Below are 21,579 nucleotides of genomic sequence, written 5' to 3'. Positions count from 1 at the left end.
ATCAGTACATTATTTTTTCATTAAAACTGCCGTGCCTTTTTCTGTATAAAGCTTTTCTACAAAAACCAGATCAGGATATTCTGCTAACCATTTTTTTACCATTTCTGTTTCACCTTTCCTGTCATAATCATCTACCAAAATTATAGCTCCTGAATCCAAATACTTATAAAACATAGGAATTGCAGGATATCTTGCATTATAAACTTCATTTGTCGGAGGTCCGTCAATAATCAAAAAATCAATTTCATTCAGTTTTATATTATCAATATCATACCATGTCCAGCTGTGGTCATTAATATTTTGTCTGACCAAAGGACAATGTAAAACCTCTACAAAATCATTCAACTGATGATCTTTTACGAGGTTGATTGCTTTTTTTGTATAATCTATTTCGTGATCAACAGAATATAATTTGCCTTCTATATGATGCTGTTTTAATAAATAACCTCCGTATAAGGATGAAACTCCCGAACCAAGCTCAACAATTACCTTAGGCCTTTTAAGAAGAACATTCTTTACAATAACTGCCAAAAAATCCGGAGAAGAAACCCAGTTTCTAGTATTGGGAAAAGGAAGGATAGGTTTTACAAAATTATTCAACTGTATTGAGGATTCTATTTGATGAAAAATTGCATCTGATTGTTTTCCTTTCATCTGGATTTCTCTCAATATCTTCATGGTAGAAGCAAATATCCAAAAAGCTAAAACCATAGTAACAAGCATAATAAATACCATAAAATTCAAATCCAAATCTTCGATTCTCTTGAGTGATATATATACTATACTCCCTATTATAAGTAATAAAACAAAAAAAATAGCAGACAGATATTCGTATTTTATTTTACCAAATTTCATTTTTAAATTATTTTTTATTTTACTTTATCTACACATCAACAAATTACAAATCAGTGAAATAAAATAAAAATTAAGTAAAAGTCAGATAACCTGATGAGTTTAAATTTTAATCGTTTTAAGAATTGAATTTTTCAAATTATCAGGCATCAAAAGTATCATATTATCTTCTCTTTTGCAAGTGAAAAAATATCAGTGGATAAAAATGAAGGATTTTTGGATTTTCTATATAGAGGATATTTTTAAGAAATTCTTTTTTATTACTTCTCTGTAATAAAGTAAAAAGATTAAGCAGGTCTGGCGTTGGTCCTATTCTAACAATACACTGACATTTTTTTGTTCACAAAACTACTTATTATGAGGTTTCAGCATATTTTTAGGGTCAAGGATCTCATCCAGTTTTTCCTGGGAAAGTATCCCTTTTTCCAATACAAGGTTATAGACGCTTTTTCCTGTTTGCAGAGCTTCTTTTGCAATTTGTGTAGACTGTTTGTACCCGATGTAAGGATTGAGTGCGGTAACGATCCCAATGCTGTGCTTCACCATATTCAGGCAGATTTCCTTATTAGCCGTGATTCCTGTCACGCATTTTTCACGAAGGGTATCCAATGCATTGCAAAGGAAGTTGATACTCTCCATAATGGCATGGGAAAGTACAGGTTCCATTACATTAAGCTGCAATTGTCCTGCTTCGGCAGCAAAAGTGACGGTAAGATCATTCCCGATCACTTTAAAGCACACCTGATTGACCACTTCCGGGATCACCGGATTTACTTTTCCGGGCATGATGGATGACCCGGGCTGCATAGGGGGCAGATTGATCTCAAAAAGCCCTGCCCTTGGCCCTGATGAAAGTAGCCGAAGATCATTACATATTTTCGAAAGTTTCACGGCAAGGCGCTTCATCGCTGATGAGTAGATCACATAAGAACCTGTGTCCGGAGTTGCTTCTACCAAATCCGGAGCTGAAATGACCGGATAACCGGTGATCTGGGCTAAGTTTTTGGCACAAAGTACAGCATAACCTACCGGGGCATTCAATCCTGTCCCGATTGCCGTAGCACCCATATTGACTTCTACAAAAAGATTGGCATTGTTGTTCAACTTGGAAATATCTTCTTCCAGATTGGCAGCAAATGCTTCAAACTCCTGCCCCAATGTCATGGGAACGGCATCCTGAAGCTGTGTCCTCCCCATTTTTATTACATCCTGAAATTCTTTTCCTTTTGCACGAAAAGCCTCCACTATTTTTTGAAGCTTTTCTACCAAATTCACATTCATCTGTAACAATCCCATCTTAATTGCAGTAGGGTATGCATCGTTGGTCGATTGTGAAAGATTGATATGGTCGTTTGGCGAACAGAATTCATATTCTCCTTTATTTTTCCCCAGTTTTTCCAGCACTCTGTTGGCAATTACTTCATTGGCATTCATATTGATGGAAGTTCCGGCGCCTCCCTGGATCATATCCACCGGAAACTGGTCATGAAGTTTACCTTCAATAAGCTCATCACATGTTTCAGCTATTCTGAAATATAAATTCTCATCTAATAAACCCAGCTCATAATTGGTTTTGGCTGCTGCTTTTTTTACGAAAGCCAATCCTTTGATGAATTCCGGATATGAAGACAGAAGCTGGCCTGAAATTTTAAAATTATTGATCGCCCTCTGCGTCTGCACTCCATAATAAGCATTTACCGGCACATTAAGCTCTCCTAATAAATCACTTTCTTTTCTGAAATTTTCCATTAAAAGTATTATTAATTTTACAGGGTTTAAATATAGCAAAAACGCATCTTTAGCCGATGCGTTTTAAAATTATTTTGCCGGATATTTCTGATTCAGGGCCTGTAGTATCGCCCATGTTTCCGCATCCATAATTCCGTCATAGTTCTGTGGGCGGAAATGATACTGAAATGCTTCTATGGTCTTTTTAGTGGCATCATCCCACTTCCCGCTCAGATCCAATCCATATCCGAATTTCTGCAGCTGGGTCTGAATATTGAAAATAAATGACGCTTCATTGTATTTTGTGGCAAAGTCAGCCATTGCCAGATCATAGTAGCTCTGTTTTGCAGCTTCATCATACCACATTCCTATCTGGTATTCGTCATATAATTTTTTCCACGGAAACAATGGCCCGGGATCCTGCTTTCTGGTGGGAGCAATATCCGAATGCGCCAATACATTTGTTGCAGGGATCTGATATCTGTTAATTATATCTTTTGCCAAAGCAGCCACTTTTTTCATCTGCTCGTAACTGAACGTTACAAAGATCTTTTTTCCGGCACTGTCCGGAGTATATCCTGCATTCACAATCTCTATTCCTATGGAAGTGTCATTAAGGTTTTTATCGCTCCTCCATGAACTTACTCCGGCATGGTAGGAACGCTTGTTTTCATCCACTAACTGATAAATTTCATTATCTCCCGTATTATTTACAAGATAGTGTGCACTTACGGCCTGCTGTGTAAGAACAGTAATGGATTTATCGTCCGGCAAAGCCGTATAATGCAATATCAGATATTTTTGCCTGAAATTCTGTGCTAATGCCGGGAAATAAGTTTTTACCACTTTATATCCTGCCGGTTTTGCTGAAACAATGGAACCATAGCTAACGGTATTATCATTTTTTGCAGGATCTGCGATATTGGTTGTAAAAAATTCCACTCCTCTGTCGTTGGTGATCTGTGGTTTCGGCTTTTCCTGAGCCTGTGGTGTTTTGGCAACAGTTTTAGGCTGTATAGAGGTTGTTTTAGGGCTATAATTGCTTTTCTTAACGTTTTTTTGCGGGGTACATGAAAAAATGAGAGTTCCTAATCCAATGAAATATAATATCTTACGCATGCAGTCTATTTTTTAATGTTTATTCCCTCAAAAATACACAAAAAATTTCTTGTAAAATATTTGGTAAATAAAGAAATCTGCTCTATATTTGCACTCGCAATATCGGAGTAACGATCATTAAAAAACAAGGATAAAAGGAGGGTTGCCGGAGTGGTTAACGGAGCAGTTTGCTAAACTGTCGACGCGAAAGTGTCGCAAGGGTTCGAATCCCTTACCCTCCGCTTCATACAATATATTTCGGGGCGTAGCGTAGTCCGGTCATCGCGCCTGGTTTGGGACCAGGAGGTCGCAGGTTCGAATCCTGCCGCCCCGACTTTAACGCAGCTTATTTTACTAAGCGAGAATCAATCTAAGGGTGCGTAGCTCAGCTGGATAGAGCATCTGCCTTCTAAGCAGACGGTCAAAGGTTCGAATCCTTTCGCGCTCACTTGATGAGTAAAGAGTCATAGTTTTTGAAACTGTGACTCTTTTTTATTTGTATACTCCTCTACTAAATAAAACGCCAGGATCCGGAATTTATTCCGGATCCTGGCGTTTTATGATATTATTTTATTAAAAACTTGCCCTTAATAAATGATCTCTCTGCTGAGGTCTTGGCAGGCAAATAAAGCCGGAATTCCATCCTCCGACCCTGCAGAACCGGTCTGCATATTTTCTAAGCTCTTCTGCGTTACCGGGGTCATTCTTTATTCTATCCGTAAGCCTGATCATTTCCAGAACATCATTTGTTGAAAGAACGCTTACCGTCAGCATATTCCCTCCATGCTTCGTCCATTCTTCGATAAGGTTTCTGAAATAGGATACCGGCTGGTTAATTCCATCTACCCGTATATCTGTTACCACAGCACCTCCGAATCTTTCCAGTTGAAGCTTTTCCAGGGTTTTGAAAATCCCCGTCAGCCCGTTAATTGCGGTACCGGCCATAGGTGAGCAGTTAGGAACCAAAGCATCATTGGCAGCCCGCCCGTCACCTGAAGCATTAACCCCTTTCCCCATGGATGAGTATTGCCCGAAAGTTCCGGCTCCCGAAGTGAAATGAATGCTGAGATCATTTCTCATCGTTGCCTTAAAGGAATCTGCCGGGTAATTGGCCATCATTCTGAGTTTATCTGCTTCGGCATCTCCCGCATTTGCTAAAAATGCCTTTCGGGCAAGAGCTTCCGATTCTTTACATGCCCAATACCAATAATCCATTAATTCTGCTGCAATCTTATCAACATACTCATTATCATTTCCAAACTTGATATCGCTTTCCAGAAAGGTTCTCCTCATCTGGTAATATTTGTCCTTTAAACTTTCATCATCAATTTCCTGTTGTTCATATTCATTACGGACTACGGACATTCCCCAATTGGCACGAAGCGCATCTGCAAGCTCTTTAAGATCCCATTTCTTAGTTTTTTCATCAAAAATATATTTCTTAATGTTTGCTAAGGCATTCGCCGTATTAGGAACTGCAAAGGCCAGATTTGAAATGATATTATAATCTGCACCTCCCATACTCTGATCAGTACCTCTTTCCAAGCACCCGTCTAACAGTACGGACATAAACGGCGTAGGCGTTACAGCTGATGGAAACTGGAAAAAGGAGCAGGTTCCCAATGCTATTTTGTCTGCAAAAAACCGCATATGTTTTTTTACTTCCGCCATCAGATCGTCAAAAGATCTGTAATCATTGGGCGCAGGGCTTTTCCAGCTTTGCTTCTGCCCTACCAGAAACTGTGGGTCACTTGAAAAAAATGTTCCTTCGTTGAGTGCACATTCCGGCACCTGCAGCATATTGACCATCCCGAAAATAAAGGAATTCTTACCATGCAGCATAGGCTCCCAACAACCTGCAACGGCAAAGTCCCGGGCTTCGGCCTCCGGCAGGCCGGCATCCTTCAATCCTGCGATGACATTATCTTCATTATAAAGGATCGGATGCCCGTTACCTGCATTTCTAAATGTTGAATCTATAGCATTTAACAGTTTTTCGGGCGAATTTTTGCCGACACGGACATTCATAGTGGGTGTAGCCAGTCCGATATTTCCATGTGCTTTTAAAAATAAAAGTGTGGCTTCGTTGGTACCATCGGTTCCGTCCGGTTTTACACCTGCTAAAATAATATTCTGAATAAAATTATTACAGCTTGCAATCTGGTCAAGATAGATGGCTCTGGTGCCAATGCCTGTGCCAAAGGTTAAAAAATCCTGATCTTTGAGCGTTGTAGGGTTTAAGTTTAATCTTTGTGCGCATTTTATCAGAAAACATTCAACTAATTCAAGAGCATGGTCATTGGTTATGGTTCCTTTTTGCAAATCGTTTTCAAGGTATTCATTTAACACCTGATCCAGACGCCCCAATGAGTTGAAGATACAAAATGCAGTTTCTGCCAAATGGATGAACCATACGCTCTGTAATGCTTCCTGGAGGGTTTCTGCAGGGTAGGCAGGGACTTTTCTGCAAACTGATGCGATCTGTAAAAGTTCATTTTTCCTTTTTTCATTTGAAGTTTTCTGAGATTCCTCAACAGCAAGATCGGCAAAGGAATTTGCATAATCAATAACAGCTTTGCATGAGATAACTACAGCTTTATAGAAATCATTTTGCTCATTGGTAATTGATTGGGAAGCTATTTTTTCTTCAGAAAATTCAATTACATGGTTCAGCCCTCTTTGGAGGATCCGTTTAAAATTCGGAACGGTATGGGCGAAAACAGATCCTTCATCACGGTTGCTTAAAGAAGCCGCTCTTGCTTCGTCATCTGTAAGATACCCCGGAAAGGTCTTTCCTAGACCGACTGACCCCATAGGCATTGTCCCAACAATCAGCTCTTCTTCAAGGATCTCATAGGTATGCGTATGAACAGAATTGGCAGAATTGGCCATTGCTTTCAACATTTCTTCTGAGGCAAAGGCCTGGCGGACAATCACCGATTCTCTGGCAAGTTGCGGCTTTGCAGATAATATATTTGGTAGCATTTCTTTTGTGAACCATTCGTTTTTCCTGTTGGAGAAAGACCGTTCAACCAGTTTTTTTCTTAATGATGCGGTTCTGTCCGAGGAAGGTTTTCCCAGCCTGTGTGACGCTTCATTATTTGAATTGGCCAGGGATTTTAAAAAAGGAACTGACGGAGCAAAAAAGTACTCCCCTCCTTTTAAAGTAATGAATGAATCTAACTGAACATTCACGGATTTTGTATCATGGGAAAATTTATAATCTGCTTCCGCACCGTTTCTGGATCCCAGTAAGGCATCATTACCGGTATGGGGTTTGAAATAATCCACATTGTTAATATTGGTGACCATCAATTTTTCAAACTGGTCTGCAATACTGCTCTGAAAAGCAACGAATATGGTGCCGGTGCCATTTTCAGGATAGTCCACAGATTTGCCAGCAAACTGAAGATTGACAAAATTTCTGTCTTCATCAGCAACATAGGTAAATCCTCTTCGTACGATCCTTTTATACCTTTCATCTCCAAAGCCGACACCTGTTCTTAGGCTTTCTCCCCTATCGTTTGCTTTTCTTATATGGGCATGAAACGGGCATTTAGAGCCTGATGAGTCGGCAGAAAAATCCCAGTTATTACTCTTTATCTTATCTCTGTCAGCTACTGATGAATCCGGATCAATGATCGGATTTCCATTTCTGAGGCGGCCAATAATAAGGGCACCGATCTTTTCCGGATCGGACATTCCCAGGCTCTCACTGATCTTTCGTTCTGCTTCGTGGAATGCCTTAACATTTTGCTCGAGTTTTCTGAATACTACATAGGAACCAAAAGAACCACGATCATTAGGATCCTGGGTCAGGACAACTTCTTTTGTAGCCCTCATGTCAAATTTTTTATCAGGATCCGAAGAGAATTTCTGAATGTCTTCTTCCAGGAATATGGGATTACTTATTCCGTCCCGGAAGCCAAACGGCTCTCTTGAAAACCCATCTTCATCTCTGACCGTGGAGCCAAACTCAGATCCCAGAATATTCACAAAGCTTTGTATTTCTTCTGTAATTTTATTACGCTTACCGATCAGAATTTCCTTATCGTCATGAGCCAGCATCAGAACCGCATCAACAGTATGTTGATAAGCAGGATCCCAATCATTTGCTGAGCTGTCATTAAGTTTTTTCCCGGAAACCTTCATTCCCTGCATGAATGCCGGATCATTGGGGATATCATCTTCTGTAAATCCTAATTTCCCGTACCCGGAAGCGGATAAGTAAAAGGATGTGAATACATCAGATGTATCAGAAATTTGTTTTGATATTGATAAGGTATGAAATACTCTTGTTCCTTCAAGCTGCTCTTTGAAGGTAGTAATGTTCAGGTTGCTGATCCAATGTTTCAGCTTTTCAATTTCACTCGGATCGAATGATAAGATAATGGTGGCGTGGTAATTTCTGCCATGTGGTTTTAAGATATTTCCCTGAATGGAATTAAACCATGGTTCAGAATTCTTAAGTCCGGAATGTATGCTCATGTTTATTAATATTAAATGGTTAGTTTTTTAGTTTTTTAGTTTTTGAATATTTCTTTTATTGTTTCAGAAGATATCTGATCAAGATCATAAAAGTCGTAGGTATCTGCTATGAAAATATTAAATTTCAAACCTGATTTTTCGGCATCAAAGTTTAGCAAAACAATGCAGTCCCGCCAATAATCATCAAAACCGTATTCCCTGAGTCTCAAAATCAAATACTCGCTTTCTACGAATTTATATTCTTCAATCGTCCTGTTTCCCCCTATTCTATCCAGATGAACAAGACCCAGCATTTCTGATCCATTCAATACATACATATCCCTGTTGAGGAAATTCCATATAAGGAAATAGTCTTTGCCGGGAGGCACCAAAGGATACGGTGAATATTTCCAAGAATCATTATGATTATCCAGTATTCTGTCATACTCCATTCTTTCTAAAAGAAAGGAATCGGGAAGATTGATATTGAGTATGGTGTTTTCACTGTTGTCATGCTGGCTAATTGCATCAACTTTAAAGCTGCCGGTAACGTTTGTCCATTGTTTAGGAGGCTCCAAATCTCCTCCTGTTAAGCTAAAACAGCTTCTGAATTTTTGATTTTCTATTTCAAAATCCCTTATAACGTTCATCTCTAATGCCATTCTGAATTATTTTACGGGTTAAAACAAACTCTGAATCCAAGATTACAAGCCGTTCTGCCGGGTGGCAAACGTCTTCTTTTGGCTATCCTGAGGTAGGACAATTCCCAGTCGAAGCCGCCACCACGAATGGTATGCTCTTCTCCTGTGTTGGGGCCTGAGGGGTCTTCGGTTTCGGATTTTGAATAATAATCGGGCTGATAAAAATCGGAGGTCCACTCCCAAACATTGCCCGTCATGTCGTATAGCCCGTTATGATTATCCGGAAATGATTTTACCGGCGAAGGATAGATATACCCGTCATTATAGTCTTCCATAACGGGGTAGCGCCAATCCGGGAATGTATTTTTAAAGCTTATATCAGCAATATTGCCTCCGTTCTCCTGAGTTGGCAAGCCGTTTCCCCATGAATATACAGACTGCCGGTCACCCCCTGCACAATATTCCCACTCTGCTTCTGTGAGCAGCCTGATGCCTTTTCCTGTCTTTTTACTCAGCCATTTACAATACTCGTTGGCATCGTTCCAGCTGATATGAACCACAGGCTGGGAATCGGACACGGGAAATCCGGGATTTTTCCAATTCAGCCCTGCACCCATCTCCCATGATCCTGATTTTTTACCTGCAGGATCTGTGACAATTACATATTTTCCTAAACTTTCCCCTGCCTTCTCAGCATCTGTCATATAATTTGTTTCGGAAACAAAGGAACTGAACTGTCCGACACTGATCTCACTTTCTGACACCCACAAATCTCTGGTAATGGTTACCTGATGAATGGGTGACTCGTCTATAAAATATTTTCTTTCTTCTTCGCTTACCTCTTTATAAAAATCACTTCCCATCTGAAAGCTTCCCGATTTTATCTTTCTGAAAATAGTTTTAGAATTACCTGCATCAATTTCTGTAACAGAATTCTCCGGGTCTGAACAGCCACCGTCCGGACCACAAGCTAAAAGCATGGACAAATATTTCATCTGTAAAATTGTTTGGTTTATTCTTTCCAGTTTTCAAAACTTAATTTCCAGTCTTCATCATGGAAATAAATTTCGGTTACCCCTTTCTCCTGTAAGGTACCTACAAATTGTGCGTCTACACCTCCTGCAAGATTTACCAAAAGGTTTCTGTCAAATCCGTCAAATCGGTTTTTAAGAATAAATTCTACGATGTCTTCTCCTCTGTATACCGGAAAAAAAGATCTGATAGCCTGTCCTAAAGTCTGGTCCTGATTGACATTTCTTCTCAGGATGAGGTCATATCTTCCTTTGTTAATAGAGACTTCTCTTTTATCATCCACCAGCCTGCCGGCCAGATGCTCAAAGTAGGCAATGGTACCCATGGCAAAGTCGCACTCAGGACTTGTCCCTACAAAAAAGCCACCTCTGGATTTAAATAAAGTAGCTATTTTATTGCCATTCAGGTCAAAAAGATCCCACATCATTTTCAGTGTGATTATATTAGGCTGGGAAGGCCCGTCATAGTCTGAGCCTCCATTAATTCCATAATTGTATCCCTGGTAATTGACCCGTCCTGTTTTTTCATCCAGCAGGAATTTTATCCAGTTATGATATCCGTCTATGATAGGATTTTTTTCTAATTTACCTTCTCCTACAAACACATGTTCAAAGCCGGAACAGTAATCTATCCTGTTATTATTATACCAGTTTGTATAAAGGTTGCACCAGATATTGAAAAGGGTTTCCTGCAGCTTGTCTTTAATGGAATATTTTAATTCACTTTCAATATAATAGATCGCTTCTTCCCAGACTTTTGTAGGCCGTATGGCTTCAATAAACTCGTTGATCTCTGTTATTTCTTCCGGAAGGTATTCTTCACGGTCTTTAAAGTTGACAATATAATTATTCAGTAATTTGATAAATTTCAAATTGATATCAGTCTGAAGCTTTTCCTTATTGACGCTTTTAAATAAAGGGTTTTTAGCCAGATCCGTATCAGGTTTTCCATTAGCTCTTATCTGCTCATCAAGCAGGATATCTGCGTCCGGATTGTCAAACTCTCTGTTGTCTAATCTTCTTGAGACTGAAAATTTGTTTTCATCTTTGTCCCAAAGGGTTTGGTAAATGTTCATTTTCTTTGTTTTTAGGTTATTAGTTTAATTATATCATATTAATTTGCCATATAACTTTATTTTTTTCAATTATGATCTTTTCTTAAAGTTAGCTATTTTTTCAATAGTTAAATAAAGAATTCTAAAATTATTTATCATTTATTCAACATAAAATAATTTAAACTCTTTGATCTGATAAATAATTGGGTTTAAATCCGAATCTAAATTATACTTTTATTTCAAGGCTATCAATCACCTGTTTGTGTAATTGCCGGCATAGGTCATCATCTTCTTTATTTCGGCAGGAGAAAACAGGTTGCTCCTGCAGATTGGACACTTCTTTTAATTTTCTAATGTCATGGTTAAGTTTCTTGTCAGCACTCTAGATTAAGGATTTCTTAGAGCATTCCCTATTTTGTTAAAACCGTAAGGAATTACCCCTATACCTAATGATAGAAGAACAGTTAGCAGCTTGTCAAGGTCTGGATACTGAATGCTTGGTACTCCAGTTCCTGTACTTGTATTTGAAACAATAATATCAGGTTCAAAATAGCTCCACATATAAAACGTTGTGATTGCACAAGCAAGTCCTACAGATACTAAACCACTGATAAATGCCAACAGCCTGCTGATACTGCTTTTCTGGCTGGTTTCTGCTGAACCATTTTCAAGTCGGGTTCGCTCTAAATAAGTCTGCGCGGAAACCGGATTTAATTTTGCTATTTCCAGTTCCTGTTTGTTTTTTTGCGCTTCCAGTTCTACGATCATATCTTTATCGAGAAGTAACTCTTTGAGGGTTACCCGATCTTTACGCAATTTCCATAATATCAATATTGAGATCAGCAGGTAAAGGATAACCGGTATTAAAGCCATAAATCTCTCCCAATCTTCTATTTCATCTTTTGTATCAATATTATTTGCAAAGGATAGAATCGGAATCATACAAAAAATCATGGTTAAAATTATAGTCTGTGTTTTCATAAAATTGTATTTAAGGTTTTTGAAAAAATCAAAGGTCATCATAACTCATTAGTAATCAAATTAATTTGCGAAAAAGTCACATCATAAGGGTTATTATCGCCATACCTCCTTACAGGAACTGTAAACCATTTCTGGATCAGATCTCCTTCAAGAATTAAATCACAGGCGATACTGCCCTCCATTCCACACCCTGTATCTGAACCGTGGGGCGTTTTGTACATTCTTATTTTCATGGACGACAGTAAAGACGGGTCCGTAGGGGCAATATTAACTGTGCAGGGATAGGTTCCCGGATCACTCCATTTGATTCCTTTACCAAATCTTCCCTCTCCTATTACCTGTCCGGATTGGGTAACCGTGAGTTGGATTTCTTCTTCTTTATCCTTGTCATCCGATGTTAAGTTAAATACCATTCTGGCCCCGGTTATTTTAGGAACGTTTAATGAATTCTGGACGGAAGCAAAAGCATTTATTCGTCCGCCGACAGGCCTGTCCGTTGTAACAGGGTCACCATAGGCCTGTATGAAATGTCTGACCTTCTCAAAGGTGTATTGCCTGTTTTTCATTAAGATTAAGGCTGCCAATGCTGAAACATGCGGACACGCCATGGAAGTTCCCGACATAGAAACGGCATCTGAAGAGTTCATTCTCAGAGAAACAATATCGACTCCGGGTGCTGCAACAGTTATTGTATTGCCATAGTTGGAAAAGTCAGCTCTGTTATCATTTATATCTGTAGCTGCTACGCTGATTACTTTGGAGTAGTTAGCCGGAGAATAAAATCTAACATCATCATTTGAATTCCCTGCAGCAAATACCACAATACATCCTTTATTATATGCATAATCGATTGCATCTTCCACTGAAGGATTGGAAGGCTTTCTACCTACCGGCCCCCAGCTATTGCTGATAATCCGCGCGCCATTATCCGCCGCATACTTTATAGCTCTGACACAAACACTATCATAGGCATTTGGAAAAATTTTCACTGCCATGATCTTTGCTTTGGGGGCTATCCCGGCAACCAAAAGCGAATTATCCATTACAGCGGCAATCGTCCCTGCACAATGCGTACCATGTCCCTGATAGTCTTTAGGATCATCATCTTGATCAGAAAAATCATATCCGAACTTTCCCTGAGCATTTTTCCACATATTTGCTGAAATATCAGGGTGATTATAATCTACCCCGGTATCAACCACAGCAACGATAATATCATCACCTTTAGAAATATCCCAGGCCTGTTCACAATTAATTTTTTGTACAGCCCATTGCCTCGATAAAAGAGGATCATTGGGATGATGGTACAGCTCATTCAATTCGTCTTTTTGCACAAATTCTACTCCTTCCTGCTGCTCCAGATAATTTTTTAACTGCTGCAGTTCTTCATTAGAATTCAAATTCACAGCATATGTCCTGTAAAGCTTCTTTTCTGAATCAATCATCGATGGATAAATCTCTTTGGTAAATAATTCTTCATCTGAGGCATAAGGAGCGGCTATGTTATCGCTTCTATCCTTAAATTCTGCTATATGATCCTGCGGATCATATAATCTGTAAAAATTGGGAGATGATCCCATAACTTGGTTGGGTAAGATCTCAGAAGGATCAACATTCTCTTTTAAAGCTAAAATTAATCTGTAATTTTCCATAATAATCAAATTTTGAATGGGTCTACTCTATACCGTTTTCGACTGCCCGGTTGAATTTCTGTTTCAAAATTATTATTGCAGGCTCCTATCAATCAATACGAAAAAGCATATATTTATATAGGAGTTTTCCTAAATTGGAATTGCAATAGCAGGACAGATACTTTTTGGAAAATAGTTTATTTATCAAAAGATTTGAACACTAGGATAAAAAACCTGATAATTTAGGATTTCCCCTAATGATTCTTTTAAAATGAAGCTGGAGATTTGTACTAGAACTTTAAAAACAGTTAAAATATGGAACCAAATCAATTTCAAATTCCCTCAATATTTCAAGAAGAAGGCTATCTTATTATAGTGGATCTTACAACAGTCGAAAATATTGATGAATGGGAAAGAAAAAGCATTGAATTAGGAGTAGCACCTACTATTGATCATGCAAAAAAAGAAGCCTATATCAAGGTTTTCAGAGAAGGCTCATCTGATTTTGGGAAATTAGCCGAATGGCTCAAAGCTAATGGTGAAATCATCAAGTATGAGGGCATTAACGGAGCCAAAGGATCAGATGATTCGATTGTTGCTCTTCATGAATTATTTACTCTTACCAAAATGTTTCAATTTGGATGGAAAGAATTTAAACTTCTTTTTGTCAAGGATACACACAAAAAATATAAAAAATATTTAAAACTCTCTCTCAATGGTATTGAGATTGTTGATAAGCATGAGCCTAAGCATACATTTTCGAGTCAATTGTTTGACAGTATCGGAAGAGTGAAAAAAATCCAGGATACTGATACCATTACTTTCTACTATAATTCATCATCCAGAGAATTTATGTTCTATGTAGGGGGTGCTTTATTTGATATTTCTACTCCCCCGCCATTAATAGCTATGTAAATGAACCCCATTAATACATACATATTAATCACTTTCATTCACATGTTATTCCTCAAAAAAAAGAGGAATAACATTTTGCTTATAGTGAATCTGTTAATTTCTTTAGCCAATGAGATTTGCCTCCTTTTGATTAAAGGTAATTCTCTAAGCACAAATATTTATGTATTTCTTCTGTTTATTATATGGCTTTCTACCCTTTTGTCCGGAGACTCCATTTTCAAAAAATACAAGCCCCATGCTATAGGAGTTTTTATATTTTTCTGTGGAATCAATTTATTAATCTACCATAATTGGTGGAAACCCAATTTTTACAATTTTATCATAGGTTCCCTGTTATACTGTACTTTTTTCCTGTTCCAAAGCTACGCTCAACTAAAGCGGGAAAATTTCAATTTCTTTACTACCAATCATTACCTTTTGATCTCCTCTCCCGTCCTGTTTTTCATGGGAATGAGCTTCTTATTTGCCTTTGACTCATCTGATCTTTTCTATACAAAAATTTTTAAGGAGATTACCGTCTACGCATTTATAAGTCATTTTGTCAATTTCATCTATTACTCTCTTATAAACTGGTATATTTACAAAGAAAACAAAAGCCATGTATAAAATCGCACTGGGTATCATTATCGTTATGCTGCTGGTATGTTTGCTGGTAATGTTTTGTGTGATCCTTGTACGGCTCCATATCTATAAAGTCACCAATTACCAGAAAGATATCCACCAGAAAGATCTGGACTTTCAGAAAACCCTTACCCAAAGTATTATGGAAAGCCAGGAAGAACTTCGTACCCAAATAGCCGGCGACCTGCATGATGATATCGGACAGCAGATCACGGTACTTAACTTCCAGATAGAAAATATGAAGCTGGACTTTCCGGAAGTAAACCCGTCTTTGAGGCATTTATCTTCTTCTTTGGGCAAACTTTCCGAATCCGTACGTTCCACAAGCCATCGTATTCATCCTTCATTTTCAGAAAATAAATCCATCGAAAAACGAATTCGGAAGGACCTGGAATACCTTGGGCAAAACCATACCATAGAATTTTCTTTCAGTTGTCCGGAAAATGAGTCCTCCGAAATTCTTCCCGAATATTCTCACATCCTGTTCCGCATGTATCAGGAGATCATCAATAATATTTTGAAACATTCGGGAGCGGACAGGGTTTTCATAAAGTTACAATTTCAGCCTTATTTTCTGCTGGAAATTTCTGACAATGGAAAAGGATTTATCCCAAAACATGATAATGCTAAATTAGGATTGAATACCCTTAGAAAAAGAGCAGAAATCATTAACTTTGAATTAAAGGTTGTAAGTGAGCTTCAAAAAGGGACAGCCATACAAATCTTCGAAAAAAACCCAAATTAAAAAAATTATTCCATTGAAAAAATCTACTATTGCTCTTATTGATGACCATAAGATCGTCAGGGAGGGATTGAGACAGCTTATTGAAAAGTTAGGCAATTACAGCATTACCCATGAATTTGAGAATGGGCAGATTTTCCTCGATACATTACCCTTTGCCAAAGAAAAGCCGGATCTTTTCATTCTCGATTATTCCATGCCGTTACTCAGCGGAATAGAAGTTTTACAGCAGCTTGAGCAAAGGCAGGATGAAGAATATAAAGTTCTTTTGCTCACCCAGCACCTGGAAGAAGACATTATTGAAAGTGCCTATCAGTATGGAGCCAGAGGTTTTTTGCACAAAAACTGCAGTGCAGCAGAACTCAAATTCTGCCTCGATAACATTCTATCTTTCGGATACAGTAATGTGACCGAAATTCTAAAAAGGATCAGGAACTATAAAACCCGGGAGGAGAATAAGCCGCAGAATATCAGGTTATCAGACAGGGAACTGCATTTTCTTACTTTGGTATGTGATGAAAGAGAGCTTACTTATGAACAGATCGCTGAGGAAATGAATGTTTCGGTAAAGTCTGTAGATGTATACCGTAATGCCCTGTTTGAGAAATTTCAGATAAAATCCAAAGTAGGCCTTGTACTTTTTTCTTTCCGTAATAAACTGACCGCCCCTTTTTGCTGAGGATCTGCTTGTACTCTTCATTTATAAAATAAAAAGCAGTCACAAACTTTCGTTTGCAACTGCTTTATTCATTGTGTTTAGAGGAATTAAACCGGCAGTCTTCAGCCCATTGAGATTTCCACAAAGGATTTATAAATGACCGTTGAACAAATTGATGTCTTCTATAAGGCTTCATATCCGTTATTATATAATAGAAAACAACCCTGATAATGCCTATAGCTGTCTAATAAAAGCTAATACCCTGAATAAAGAATTGCAATATTCTATAAACAATTTTTTATCAATTATAATCTGGGTGGATATTACTGGCGGATAAAAGATACTGATAAGGCTTTATCACTTTTGAATGTTATTGTTGAAGGTTCACTAATTTATCTTTCCCCGGTATGGGGATAAGATACTATCTGCCGCTATCCTTTATATTGATCATTATAAACGTCCTGAATATTATTTAATATCAGATTTTTATTGATTTTATTTTTTTAATCACAAAACTATCTTATATTTGCACCCGCAAAAACGAAGTAAAAATCATTAAGATCATACTTCCCCGGGGCGTAGCGTAGTCCGGTCATCGCGCCTGGTTTGGGACCAGGAGGTCGCAGGTTCGAATCCTGCCGCCCCGACTTTAACACAGCTTATTTTACTAAGCAAGAATCATTTTAAGGGTGCGTAGCTCAGCTGGATAGAGCATCTGCCTTCTAAGCAGACGGTCAAAGGTTCGAATCCTTTCGCGCTCACTTGATTAAAAAAGAGTTACATATGAAAATTATGTAACTCTTTTTTATATGCCTGTATCTTGTCCATATCCCGAAATTTAGTATGATGATACTAGCCGTTTATTGTATTGTATGAACTTATAAATAGAATCCGGATGAAATAAATAAGAATGATGATTGATTTTTAGAATGAAATCTCTCCCCAATTAATAAAATAATAATGAACAATTCCGATTGCCAGAAATAGTATAACATATAAAGGAATATTGCTCCTGAATGTCTTGACCAGCGAAACAAAAAAAGCAATGACAGAAAGTAACAGTGACGCTCTATATATCAGAAACGCAAAACTCCACTTTGACGGCAGCCCGAAAGCCAGTAAGTAAAGATTGTCATTGAGTGTAGTATTGATCCCTAATCCCAAAGAGATAATAAATGTCAGGATCAGTAATGAAGTTAAAAATAATAAAAGAACAACTGCACCTGATTTTGTTCCTTTAGAAAAAATAATGGCCAGACTTCCTATAAATACCACAAGAATCACCACTAAAGATATGATCAGAGGAATAAAATAATACCACTGCTTCGAGTTCATATCTCCGGTCATTTTAACAACGCCTTTATTTAAAGTAATATCAGTTTTAAAAGCAATATCCTTTTTATTAAAATATTGCTTTAAAGAATCTGTAATCGGCTTATTTTCCATAAAGTTTCCAATTATATTGGCTCCTGATTGGGTATATCCTAAACCGTGGCCATAGGTATACCCGTTAACAATCTGAACATTTTTATTAAAATTCCGGGATGTTTCATCGGCAAAATAAGCAGGTGTAATCGGATCAAATCCTCCTGAAAGGATCAATACTTTAAACGGATTGTCATTTTTTAATGACGGACTCTCTGGCATGGAAGAAACCTGATTCCGATTCCATTGGTCGCATACATTAAAATCTGACCGGTAAAAGGATAATCCGCCGTTCAGCTTTTTGTATTTTGATGAAATTGAATCGTACTTCTGCAGATTATTGTAAGGAATAACCTCGTTACAGGTAAAACAGAAATAGTTCCCGTAATTCAGGGACAATGCCCCTGAAAATGCCTGAACCAATCCCGCTAAGGCAGCTGTATTTCTTTCTTTGAACTGATAAATCAGTAAGGGTAATACCTCAACCAGTTTTTTTTCGTATAATGACTGCTGGATTGCAATTTTATAGTCTTCAGCATTATAGGTAAACTTTCCGGACGGAACAACTGAATGATCTACTTCTACGGTAATAGGTTTCTTTTCTAATTCAGCAATAGTGTTGTAGTAAACTTTTTCCAGATTAGGATACTCTTTATTACACTTAGGATCATCTTTACAGCTTTTAAAGAGCTTGTTTAAGCTGAGCATATAGTTTTGAGTATTATTGGTATAATATTCTGAAATATCAGATATTGAAGAGTCCAATGTTAGAGTATGAATATCATTGGGGAAAATTTTAGCATAATTCTGGCTTATATAGGTTCCGTAAGAGACTCCGTACACATTCCATTTCTGAATCTTCAGTGCATTTTTCAAAGCATGCAGATCACGTGCAACAGATATGCTATTGTATGAACCTAAATCTATCCCCTGATTGATCATATCCTGCCTGCATTCTAATGAAACCTGTACTTTATCTTTTACATCCTGTTCTTCAGGCTGGTTTTTAGCTAATATTTCAAAGAACTTTTTACCCAGATCAGGACATAATCGGGGTTCTGAGAATCCTGTTCCTCTTAAATCTACCAATACAATATCATGATTCTTTCTCAAAGGATGATCTACCCAAAATGTGGTCTCTGCAACCGTATTTCCACCGGGACCTCCCTGGATGAAAACAACAGGTTCCTGTTTGGATGCCGTTTTGGATTTTAATACCGCAACCGCAAGAGAAATTTTTCTTTCATTCACTTTTTCCCAATTTTCGGGCACTGAAAAACGATACCATTCAATAGGGTCTTTTCTTAATTCTTTTGAATCCGGAAAGTATGACTTTACTTTCTCCAGCTTTGTCTGGGCATTTAACGAAACAGTAATAAAAAGGGTAATAAGGAAAAAAAAACGAAACAGTCTCATTTATAATTTATTCAGATTTATATGTTCTATATGGTTTTTTTGCTGCCTGATGTCTTCATTGGAAGCAACATAGCATTGATATTCTTTATCTATAAAAATTTCTTTCAGGAAGAATTTTTCATTTTCAATTACGGCCTGATCCTGAAAAACTTCAAAAGACCGTAACGGGATTAATAACCCTCTTCCGTGGGCTTTAATAATAGCTTCTTTTTCCGTCCAGTAAGTAAAAAAGCTTTTGATCTTATCCTCTGAATGGTACACTTTGCTAAATTCGCCCGAGGTCATCTGAGATTTAAAATCTTCATAATTTATTTTGTGGTCTATATATTCCACATCAATTCCTATAGGAGACCTACTGATGCAGCAAGCCACTAAATTTCCTGCGTGCGATATATTAAAGTGTATTGCATGATCTGTTATAAAAGGTTTATGGTCTGATGTACGGCTCATTTCAAAATCTTTTATATCAAAATAATGGTTTAAGCCATATCTTAAAAGTACTCTTCCGAGCAAAGACAGCTGGGCATCCTGCCATCTCCTGTATTTCAGGATCTTTGCATTGAATTCTTTGGAGCAGATCTCAGCATACTTATCCAATAAGTATTGGTGCTTCCCTTCTTCTATAAAAGTATATAAAATGATCATCAAAAATCAAAATCAATGTCTACGGAATCCCTCACCTGTTTTTCCAGAGCTGTTGAAAGATCGGCTTCCTTAATGGTTTTGCCGGGATTTCCATACACCCAATCAATCAACAACGATAGCTTTTCCAGAATGATTTCCACTAAGTTATAATTGATGTTTTCACTGTATTCTACTTCACATTTCAATCCATCCGTTTCAAAGAAATTAAATACCACCGGAAATCTGGATTGGGTAGAATGCATCTTTTGCTTTTTCAACACAAATGTTCCAAAATCTATATTGTCTTTTGACAATGTATCGGAATTTTGATAGATAACCAGGAAATCGGTCAGCTCACTAAGGTTACCTGCAAAAGAGCGATCCATATTCTCTTCCATATCCATCAGTGAGTTTTGATTTATTTTGGTTAAAGACTCAAAATTTGAAATTTCATCCACCGGTAAATGAATGGGTAAGGTCTTAATAAACATTCCGATTGTATCTTCCAGCTGAGCGGCGTTCCTTCCGCTAAAAACAGTTCCCAGACAAATTGTGTTTTGCTGATATATCTTATTCAGGACAATGCTCAATAAGGTAAGAACGGAGGAAAATACCGTTGTTTTATTTTCATTTGAAATCTCCCTTAACTGATCATAGCGGTCTGTGGACAAGTGAAAGGTTCCGTTTTTGACTGTTCCCCGCATTTGATCGCTATTTAAAACTTTTGTTTTCGCATGGCTTTTATGAGTATTCGGCATTGTCTGATTAATCCTGATCTGCTGCCATTCGGAATAATCTTTAAACTGAATATCGCCTGTAGTTTTTAAAGTTTCATTATTATAAACCCCGATAAGCTTATTCAGAATAATTTCTAAAGACATGCCGTCAACAATAATATGGTGGGTAAGGAAAACCAAATATTTCCTGCCATTACTATTATTAACAACAGCCGTTCTGAGAAGGGTATCTGCTGCTAAATTAAAATTCTGAGAAGTCAGGTTTTTAATAGAGGATAAAAAATTCTCTTCTGTTACATGAATAGTCTCTATTTTAAAGTTAATTTCCTGCCTGACCGTTTGAAATATACCTCCGTCTTTTTCTATGAAATTTGTTCTTAGTATTTCATTTTCTCTAATAACCGTATGGATTGACTGCTCCAGTAAAAGATCATTAAAACTCCCTTCTATTTCAAAAACAGAATACATATTATAGGCATTGGAAAGGTCTTCTTTCTGAGAAGCCAGCCATATATTCATCTGATCGGAAGTTAAGGCATAAAAATCCTTTTCTTCTGCTTTGGGAATAACAGTTTCTGCTTTGGGAATAACAGTTTTTGCTTTAGAATTGCTGTCAAGTACCTTCGCCAGATTTTCAATCGTTTGGTTCTCAAAAATATATTTTAATGATACTTCTTTATTTAATTTTCTGGAAATACTATTCAGTATTTTCCCGGCTGCCAGACTGTGTCCTCCCAGTTCAAAGAAATTATCCGTGACTCCTACTTTTTCTATACCAAGGGTTTGCTGCCAGATCTCCACAAGCTTCTCCTCCGTCTCATTCCCCGGTGCTGTATATTCTCTCCGGATCAGATCTTCCCCGCTCACTCCGGGTAAGCTCTTCCTATCGATCTTACCATTGGGCGTTAATGGTATTGCCTCCAACTCTACATAGAAACCCGGTACCATATACTCCGG

15 protein-coding genes and 5 tRNA genes are annotated in these 21,579 nt (G+C 37.7%); 8 read left to right on the top strand and 12 right to left on the bottom strand.

All coding sequences use genetic code 11. The annotated features are described in order from the left end of the window. Positions 1-9 precede the first annotated feature (9 nt). The 3 genes from HNP38_RS00100 to HNP38_RS00090 form a co-directional block, all read right to left on the bottom strand. The gene (locus HNP38_RS00100) at positions 10-711 is read right to left on the bottom strand and encodes a class I SAM-dependent methyltransferase (protein WP_228460880.1); all 702 of its coding nucleotides are present in this window, start codon (positions 709-711) and stop codon (positions 10-12) included. A 489-nt stretch (positions 712-1,200) separates the two neighbouring features. Further along, positions 1,201-2,601, bottom strand: a complete 1,401-nt coding sequence (gene aspA / locus HNP38_RS00095; RefSeq protein WP_184182581.1) for an aspartate ammonia-lyase — start codon at positions 2,599-2,601, stop codon at positions 1,201-1,203. Between the two features lie 69 nt (positions 2,602-2,670). Further along, positions 2,671-3,699, bottom strand: coding sequence for an N-acetylmuramoyl-L-alanine amidase (locus HNP38_RS00090; protein ID WP_184182577.1), 1,029 nt, complete (start codon positions 3,697-3,699; stop codon positions 2,671-2,673). Between the two features lie 136 nt (positions 3,700-3,835). Here HNP38_RS00090 and HNP38_RS00085 point away from each other — a divergent pair. The 3 genes from HNP38_RS00085 (at position 3,836) to HNP38_RS00075 (ending at position 4,126) form a co-directional block, all read left to right on the top strand. Further along, positions 3,836-3,920: transfer RNA gene (locus HNP38_RS00085), tRNA-Ser, on the top strand. A gap of 17 nt (positions 3,921-3,937) precedes the next feature. Beyond that, positions 3,938-4,012: transfer RNA gene (locus HNP38_RS00080), tRNA-Pro, on the top strand. A gap of 40 nt (positions 4,013-4,052) precedes the next feature. Beyond that, a tRNA-Arg gene (locus HNP38_RS00075) sits at positions 4,053-4,126 on the top strand. 125 nt (positions 4,127-4,251) lie between these two features. On the opposite strand, the gene HNP38_RS00070 is transcribed toward HNP38_RS00075, so the two are convergent. The 6 genes from HNP38_RS00070 to HNP38_RS00045 all read right to left on the bottom strand — a co-directional run bounded on the left by HNP38_RS00070 (position 4,252) and on the right by HNP38_RS00045 (position 13,505). Beyond that, positions 4,252-8,166, bottom strand: coding sequence for a pyruvate formate lyase family protein (locus HNP38_RS00070; protein ID WP_184182574.1), 3,915 nt, complete (start codon positions 8,164-8,166; stop codon positions 4,252-4,254). A 35-nt stretch (positions 8,167-8,201) separates the two neighbouring features. Continuing rightward, on the bottom strand, positions 8,202-8,807 hold the full coding sequence (locus HNP38_RS00065; protein WP_184182571.1) for a hypothetical protein: 606 nt from the start codon (positions 8,805-8,807) through the stop codon (positions 8,202-8,204). Positions 8,808-8,818: 11 nt separating this feature from the next. Beyond that, complete coding sequence (locus tag HNP38_RS00060; RefSeq protein WP_184182567.1) at positions 8,819-9,781, bottom strand: formylglycine-generating enzyme family protein; 963 nt, start codon at positions 9,779-9,781, stop codon at positions 8,819-8,821. A gap of 17 nt (positions 9,782-9,798) precedes the next feature. Further along, the gene (locus tag HNP38_RS00055; RefSeq protein WP_184182551.1) at positions 9,799-10,893 is read right to left on the bottom strand and encodes a hypothetical protein; all 1,095 of its coding nucleotides are present in this window, start codon (positions 10,891-10,893) and stop codon (positions 9,799-9,801) included. 366 nt (positions 10,894-11,259) lie between these two features. Then, positions 11,260-11,853 (bottom strand): hypothetical protein, encoded by a 594-nt coding sequence (locus HNP38_RS00050; protein WP_184182548.1) that lies wholly within the window; start codon positions 11,851-11,853, stop codon positions 11,260-11,262. A gap of 38 nt (positions 11,854-11,891) precedes the next feature. Beyond that, entirely contained in the window at positions 11,892-13,505 is a 1,614-nt protein-coding gene (locus HNP38_RS00045) for a S8 family peptidase (protein WP_184182544.1), read from the bottom strand. A 294-nt stretch (positions 13,506-13,799) separates the two neighbouring features. On the opposite strand from HNP38_RS00045, the gene HNP38_RS00040 reads away from it, so the two are divergent. The 5 genes from HNP38_RS00040 (at position 13,800) to HNP38_RS00020 (ending at position 17,181) form a co-directional block, all read left to right on the top strand. Continuing rightward, positions 13,800-14,399 carry a hypothetical protein gene (locus HNP38_RS00040; RefSeq protein ID WP_184182540.1) on the top strand — a complete coding sequence of 200 codons (600 nt, stop codon included), beginning with the start codon at positions 13,800-13,802 and terminating at the stop codon, positions 14,397-14,399. Between the two features lie 598 nt (positions 14,400-14,997). Further along, the gene (locus HNP38_RS00035) at positions 14,998-15,765 is read left to right on the top strand and encodes a sensor histidine kinase (RefSeq protein WP_184182537.1); all 768 of its coding nucleotides are present in this window, start codon (positions 14,998-15,000) and stop codon (positions 15,763-15,765) included. 13 nt (positions 15,766-15,778) lie between these two features. Beyond that, positions 15,779-16,441, top strand: coding sequence for a response regulator transcription factor (locus tag HNP38_RS00030; RefSeq protein WP_184182534.1), 663 nt, complete (start codon positions 15,779-15,781; stop codon positions 16,439-16,441). Positions 16,442-16,992: 551 nt separating this feature from the next. Further along, positions 16,993-17,067, top strand: a tRNA-Pro gene (locus tag HNP38_RS00025). 40 nt (positions 17,068-17,107) lie between these two features. Next, a tRNA-Arg gene (locus tag HNP38_RS00020) sits at positions 17,108-17,181 on the top strand. A 163-nt stretch (positions 17,182-17,344) separates the two neighbouring features. Here the strand turns inward: HNP38_RS00020 and HNP38_RS00015 are convergent. From HNP38_RS00015 to HNP38_RS00005, 3 genes are all read right to left on the bottom strand, one after another. Next, the gene (locus HNP38_RS00015) at positions 17,345-19,261 is read right to left on the bottom strand and encodes an alpha/beta fold hydrolase (protein ID WP_184182531.1); all 1,917 of its coding nucleotides are present in this window, start codon (positions 19,259-19,261) and stop codon (positions 17,345-17,347) included. Next, complete coding sequence (locus HNP38_RS00010; RefSeq protein WP_184182528.1) at positions 19,262-19,906, bottom strand: 4'-phosphopantetheinyl transferase family protein; 645 nt, start codon at positions 19,904-19,906, stop codon at positions 19,262-19,264. Then, positions 19,906-21,579 (bottom strand): condensation domain-containing protein (locus HNP38_RS00005; RefSeq protein WP_228460878.1); only part of this gene is annotated, 1,674 nt, incomplete at its 5' end. The genes HNP38_RS00005 and HNP38_RS00010, both read right to left, overlap by 1 nt.

The sequence above is a fragment of the Chryseobacterium defluvii genome (genome assembly GCF_014204415.1).
Lineage (GTDB): Bacteria > Bacteroidota > Bacteroidia > Flavobacteriales > Weeksellaceae > Chryseobacterium > Chryseobacterium defluvii_A.
Note: the sequence above shows the minus strand (reverse complement) of the source record. Positions and strands in the feature narration are given on the sequence as shown.

What these genes read in the sequence shown, in the direction of transcription:
- HNP38_RS00100 (WP_228460880.1), bottom strand. Translation starts at nt 711, where the DNA reads ATGGTTTTAGCTTTTTGGATATTTGCTTCTACCATGAAGATATTGAGA.
- aspA (WP_184182581.1), bottom strand. Translation starts at nt 2,601, where the DNA reads ATGGAAAATTTCAGAAAAGAAAGTGATTTATTAGGAGAGCTTAATGTG.
- HNP38_RS00090 (WP_184182577.1), bottom strand. Translation starts at nt 3,699, where the DNA reads ATGCGTAAGATATTATATTTCATTGGATTAGGAACTCTCATTTTTTCA.
- HNP38_RS00070 (WP_184182574.1), bottom strand. Translation starts at nt 8,166, where the DNA reads ATGAGCATACATTCCGGACTTAAGAATTCTGAACCATGGTTTAATTCC.
- HNP38_RS00065 (WP_184182571.1), bottom strand. Translation starts at nt 8,807, where the DNA reads ATGGCATTAGAGATGAACGTTATAAGGGATTTTGAAATAGAAAATCAA.
- HNP38_RS00060 (WP_184182567.1), bottom strand. Translation starts at nt 9,781, where the DNA reads ATGAAATATTTGTCCATGCTTTTAGCTTGTGGTCCGGACGGTGGCTGT.
- HNP38_RS00055 (WP_184182551.1), bottom strand. Translation starts at nt 10,893, where the DNA reads ATGAACATTTACCAAACCCTTTGGGACAAAGATGAAAACAAATTTTCA.
- HNP38_RS00050 (WP_184182548.1), bottom strand. Translation starts at nt 11,853, where the DNA reads ATGAAAACACAGACTATAATTTTAACCATGATTTTTTGTATGATTCCG.
- HNP38_RS00045 (WP_184182544.1), bottom strand. Translation starts at nt 13,505, where the DNA reads ATGGAAAATTACAGATTAATTTTAGCTTTAAAAGAGAATGTTGATCCT.
- HNP38_RS00040 (WP_184182540.1), top strand. Translation starts at nt 13,800, where the DNA reads ATGGAACCAAATCAATTTCAAATTCCCTCAATATTTCAAGAAGAAGGC.
- HNP38_RS00035 (WP_184182537.1), top strand. Translation starts at nt 14,998, where the DNA reads ATGTATAAAATCGCACTGGGTATCATTATCGTTATGCTGCTGGTATGT.
- HNP38_RS00015 (WP_184182531.1), bottom strand. Translation starts at nt 19,261, where the DNA reads ATGAGACTGTTTCGTTTTTTTTTCCTTATTACCCTTTTTATTACTGTT.
- HNP38_RS00010 (WP_184182528.1), bottom strand. Translation starts at nt 19,906, where the DNA reads ATGATCATTTTATATACTTTTATAGAAGAAGGGAAGCACCAATACTTA.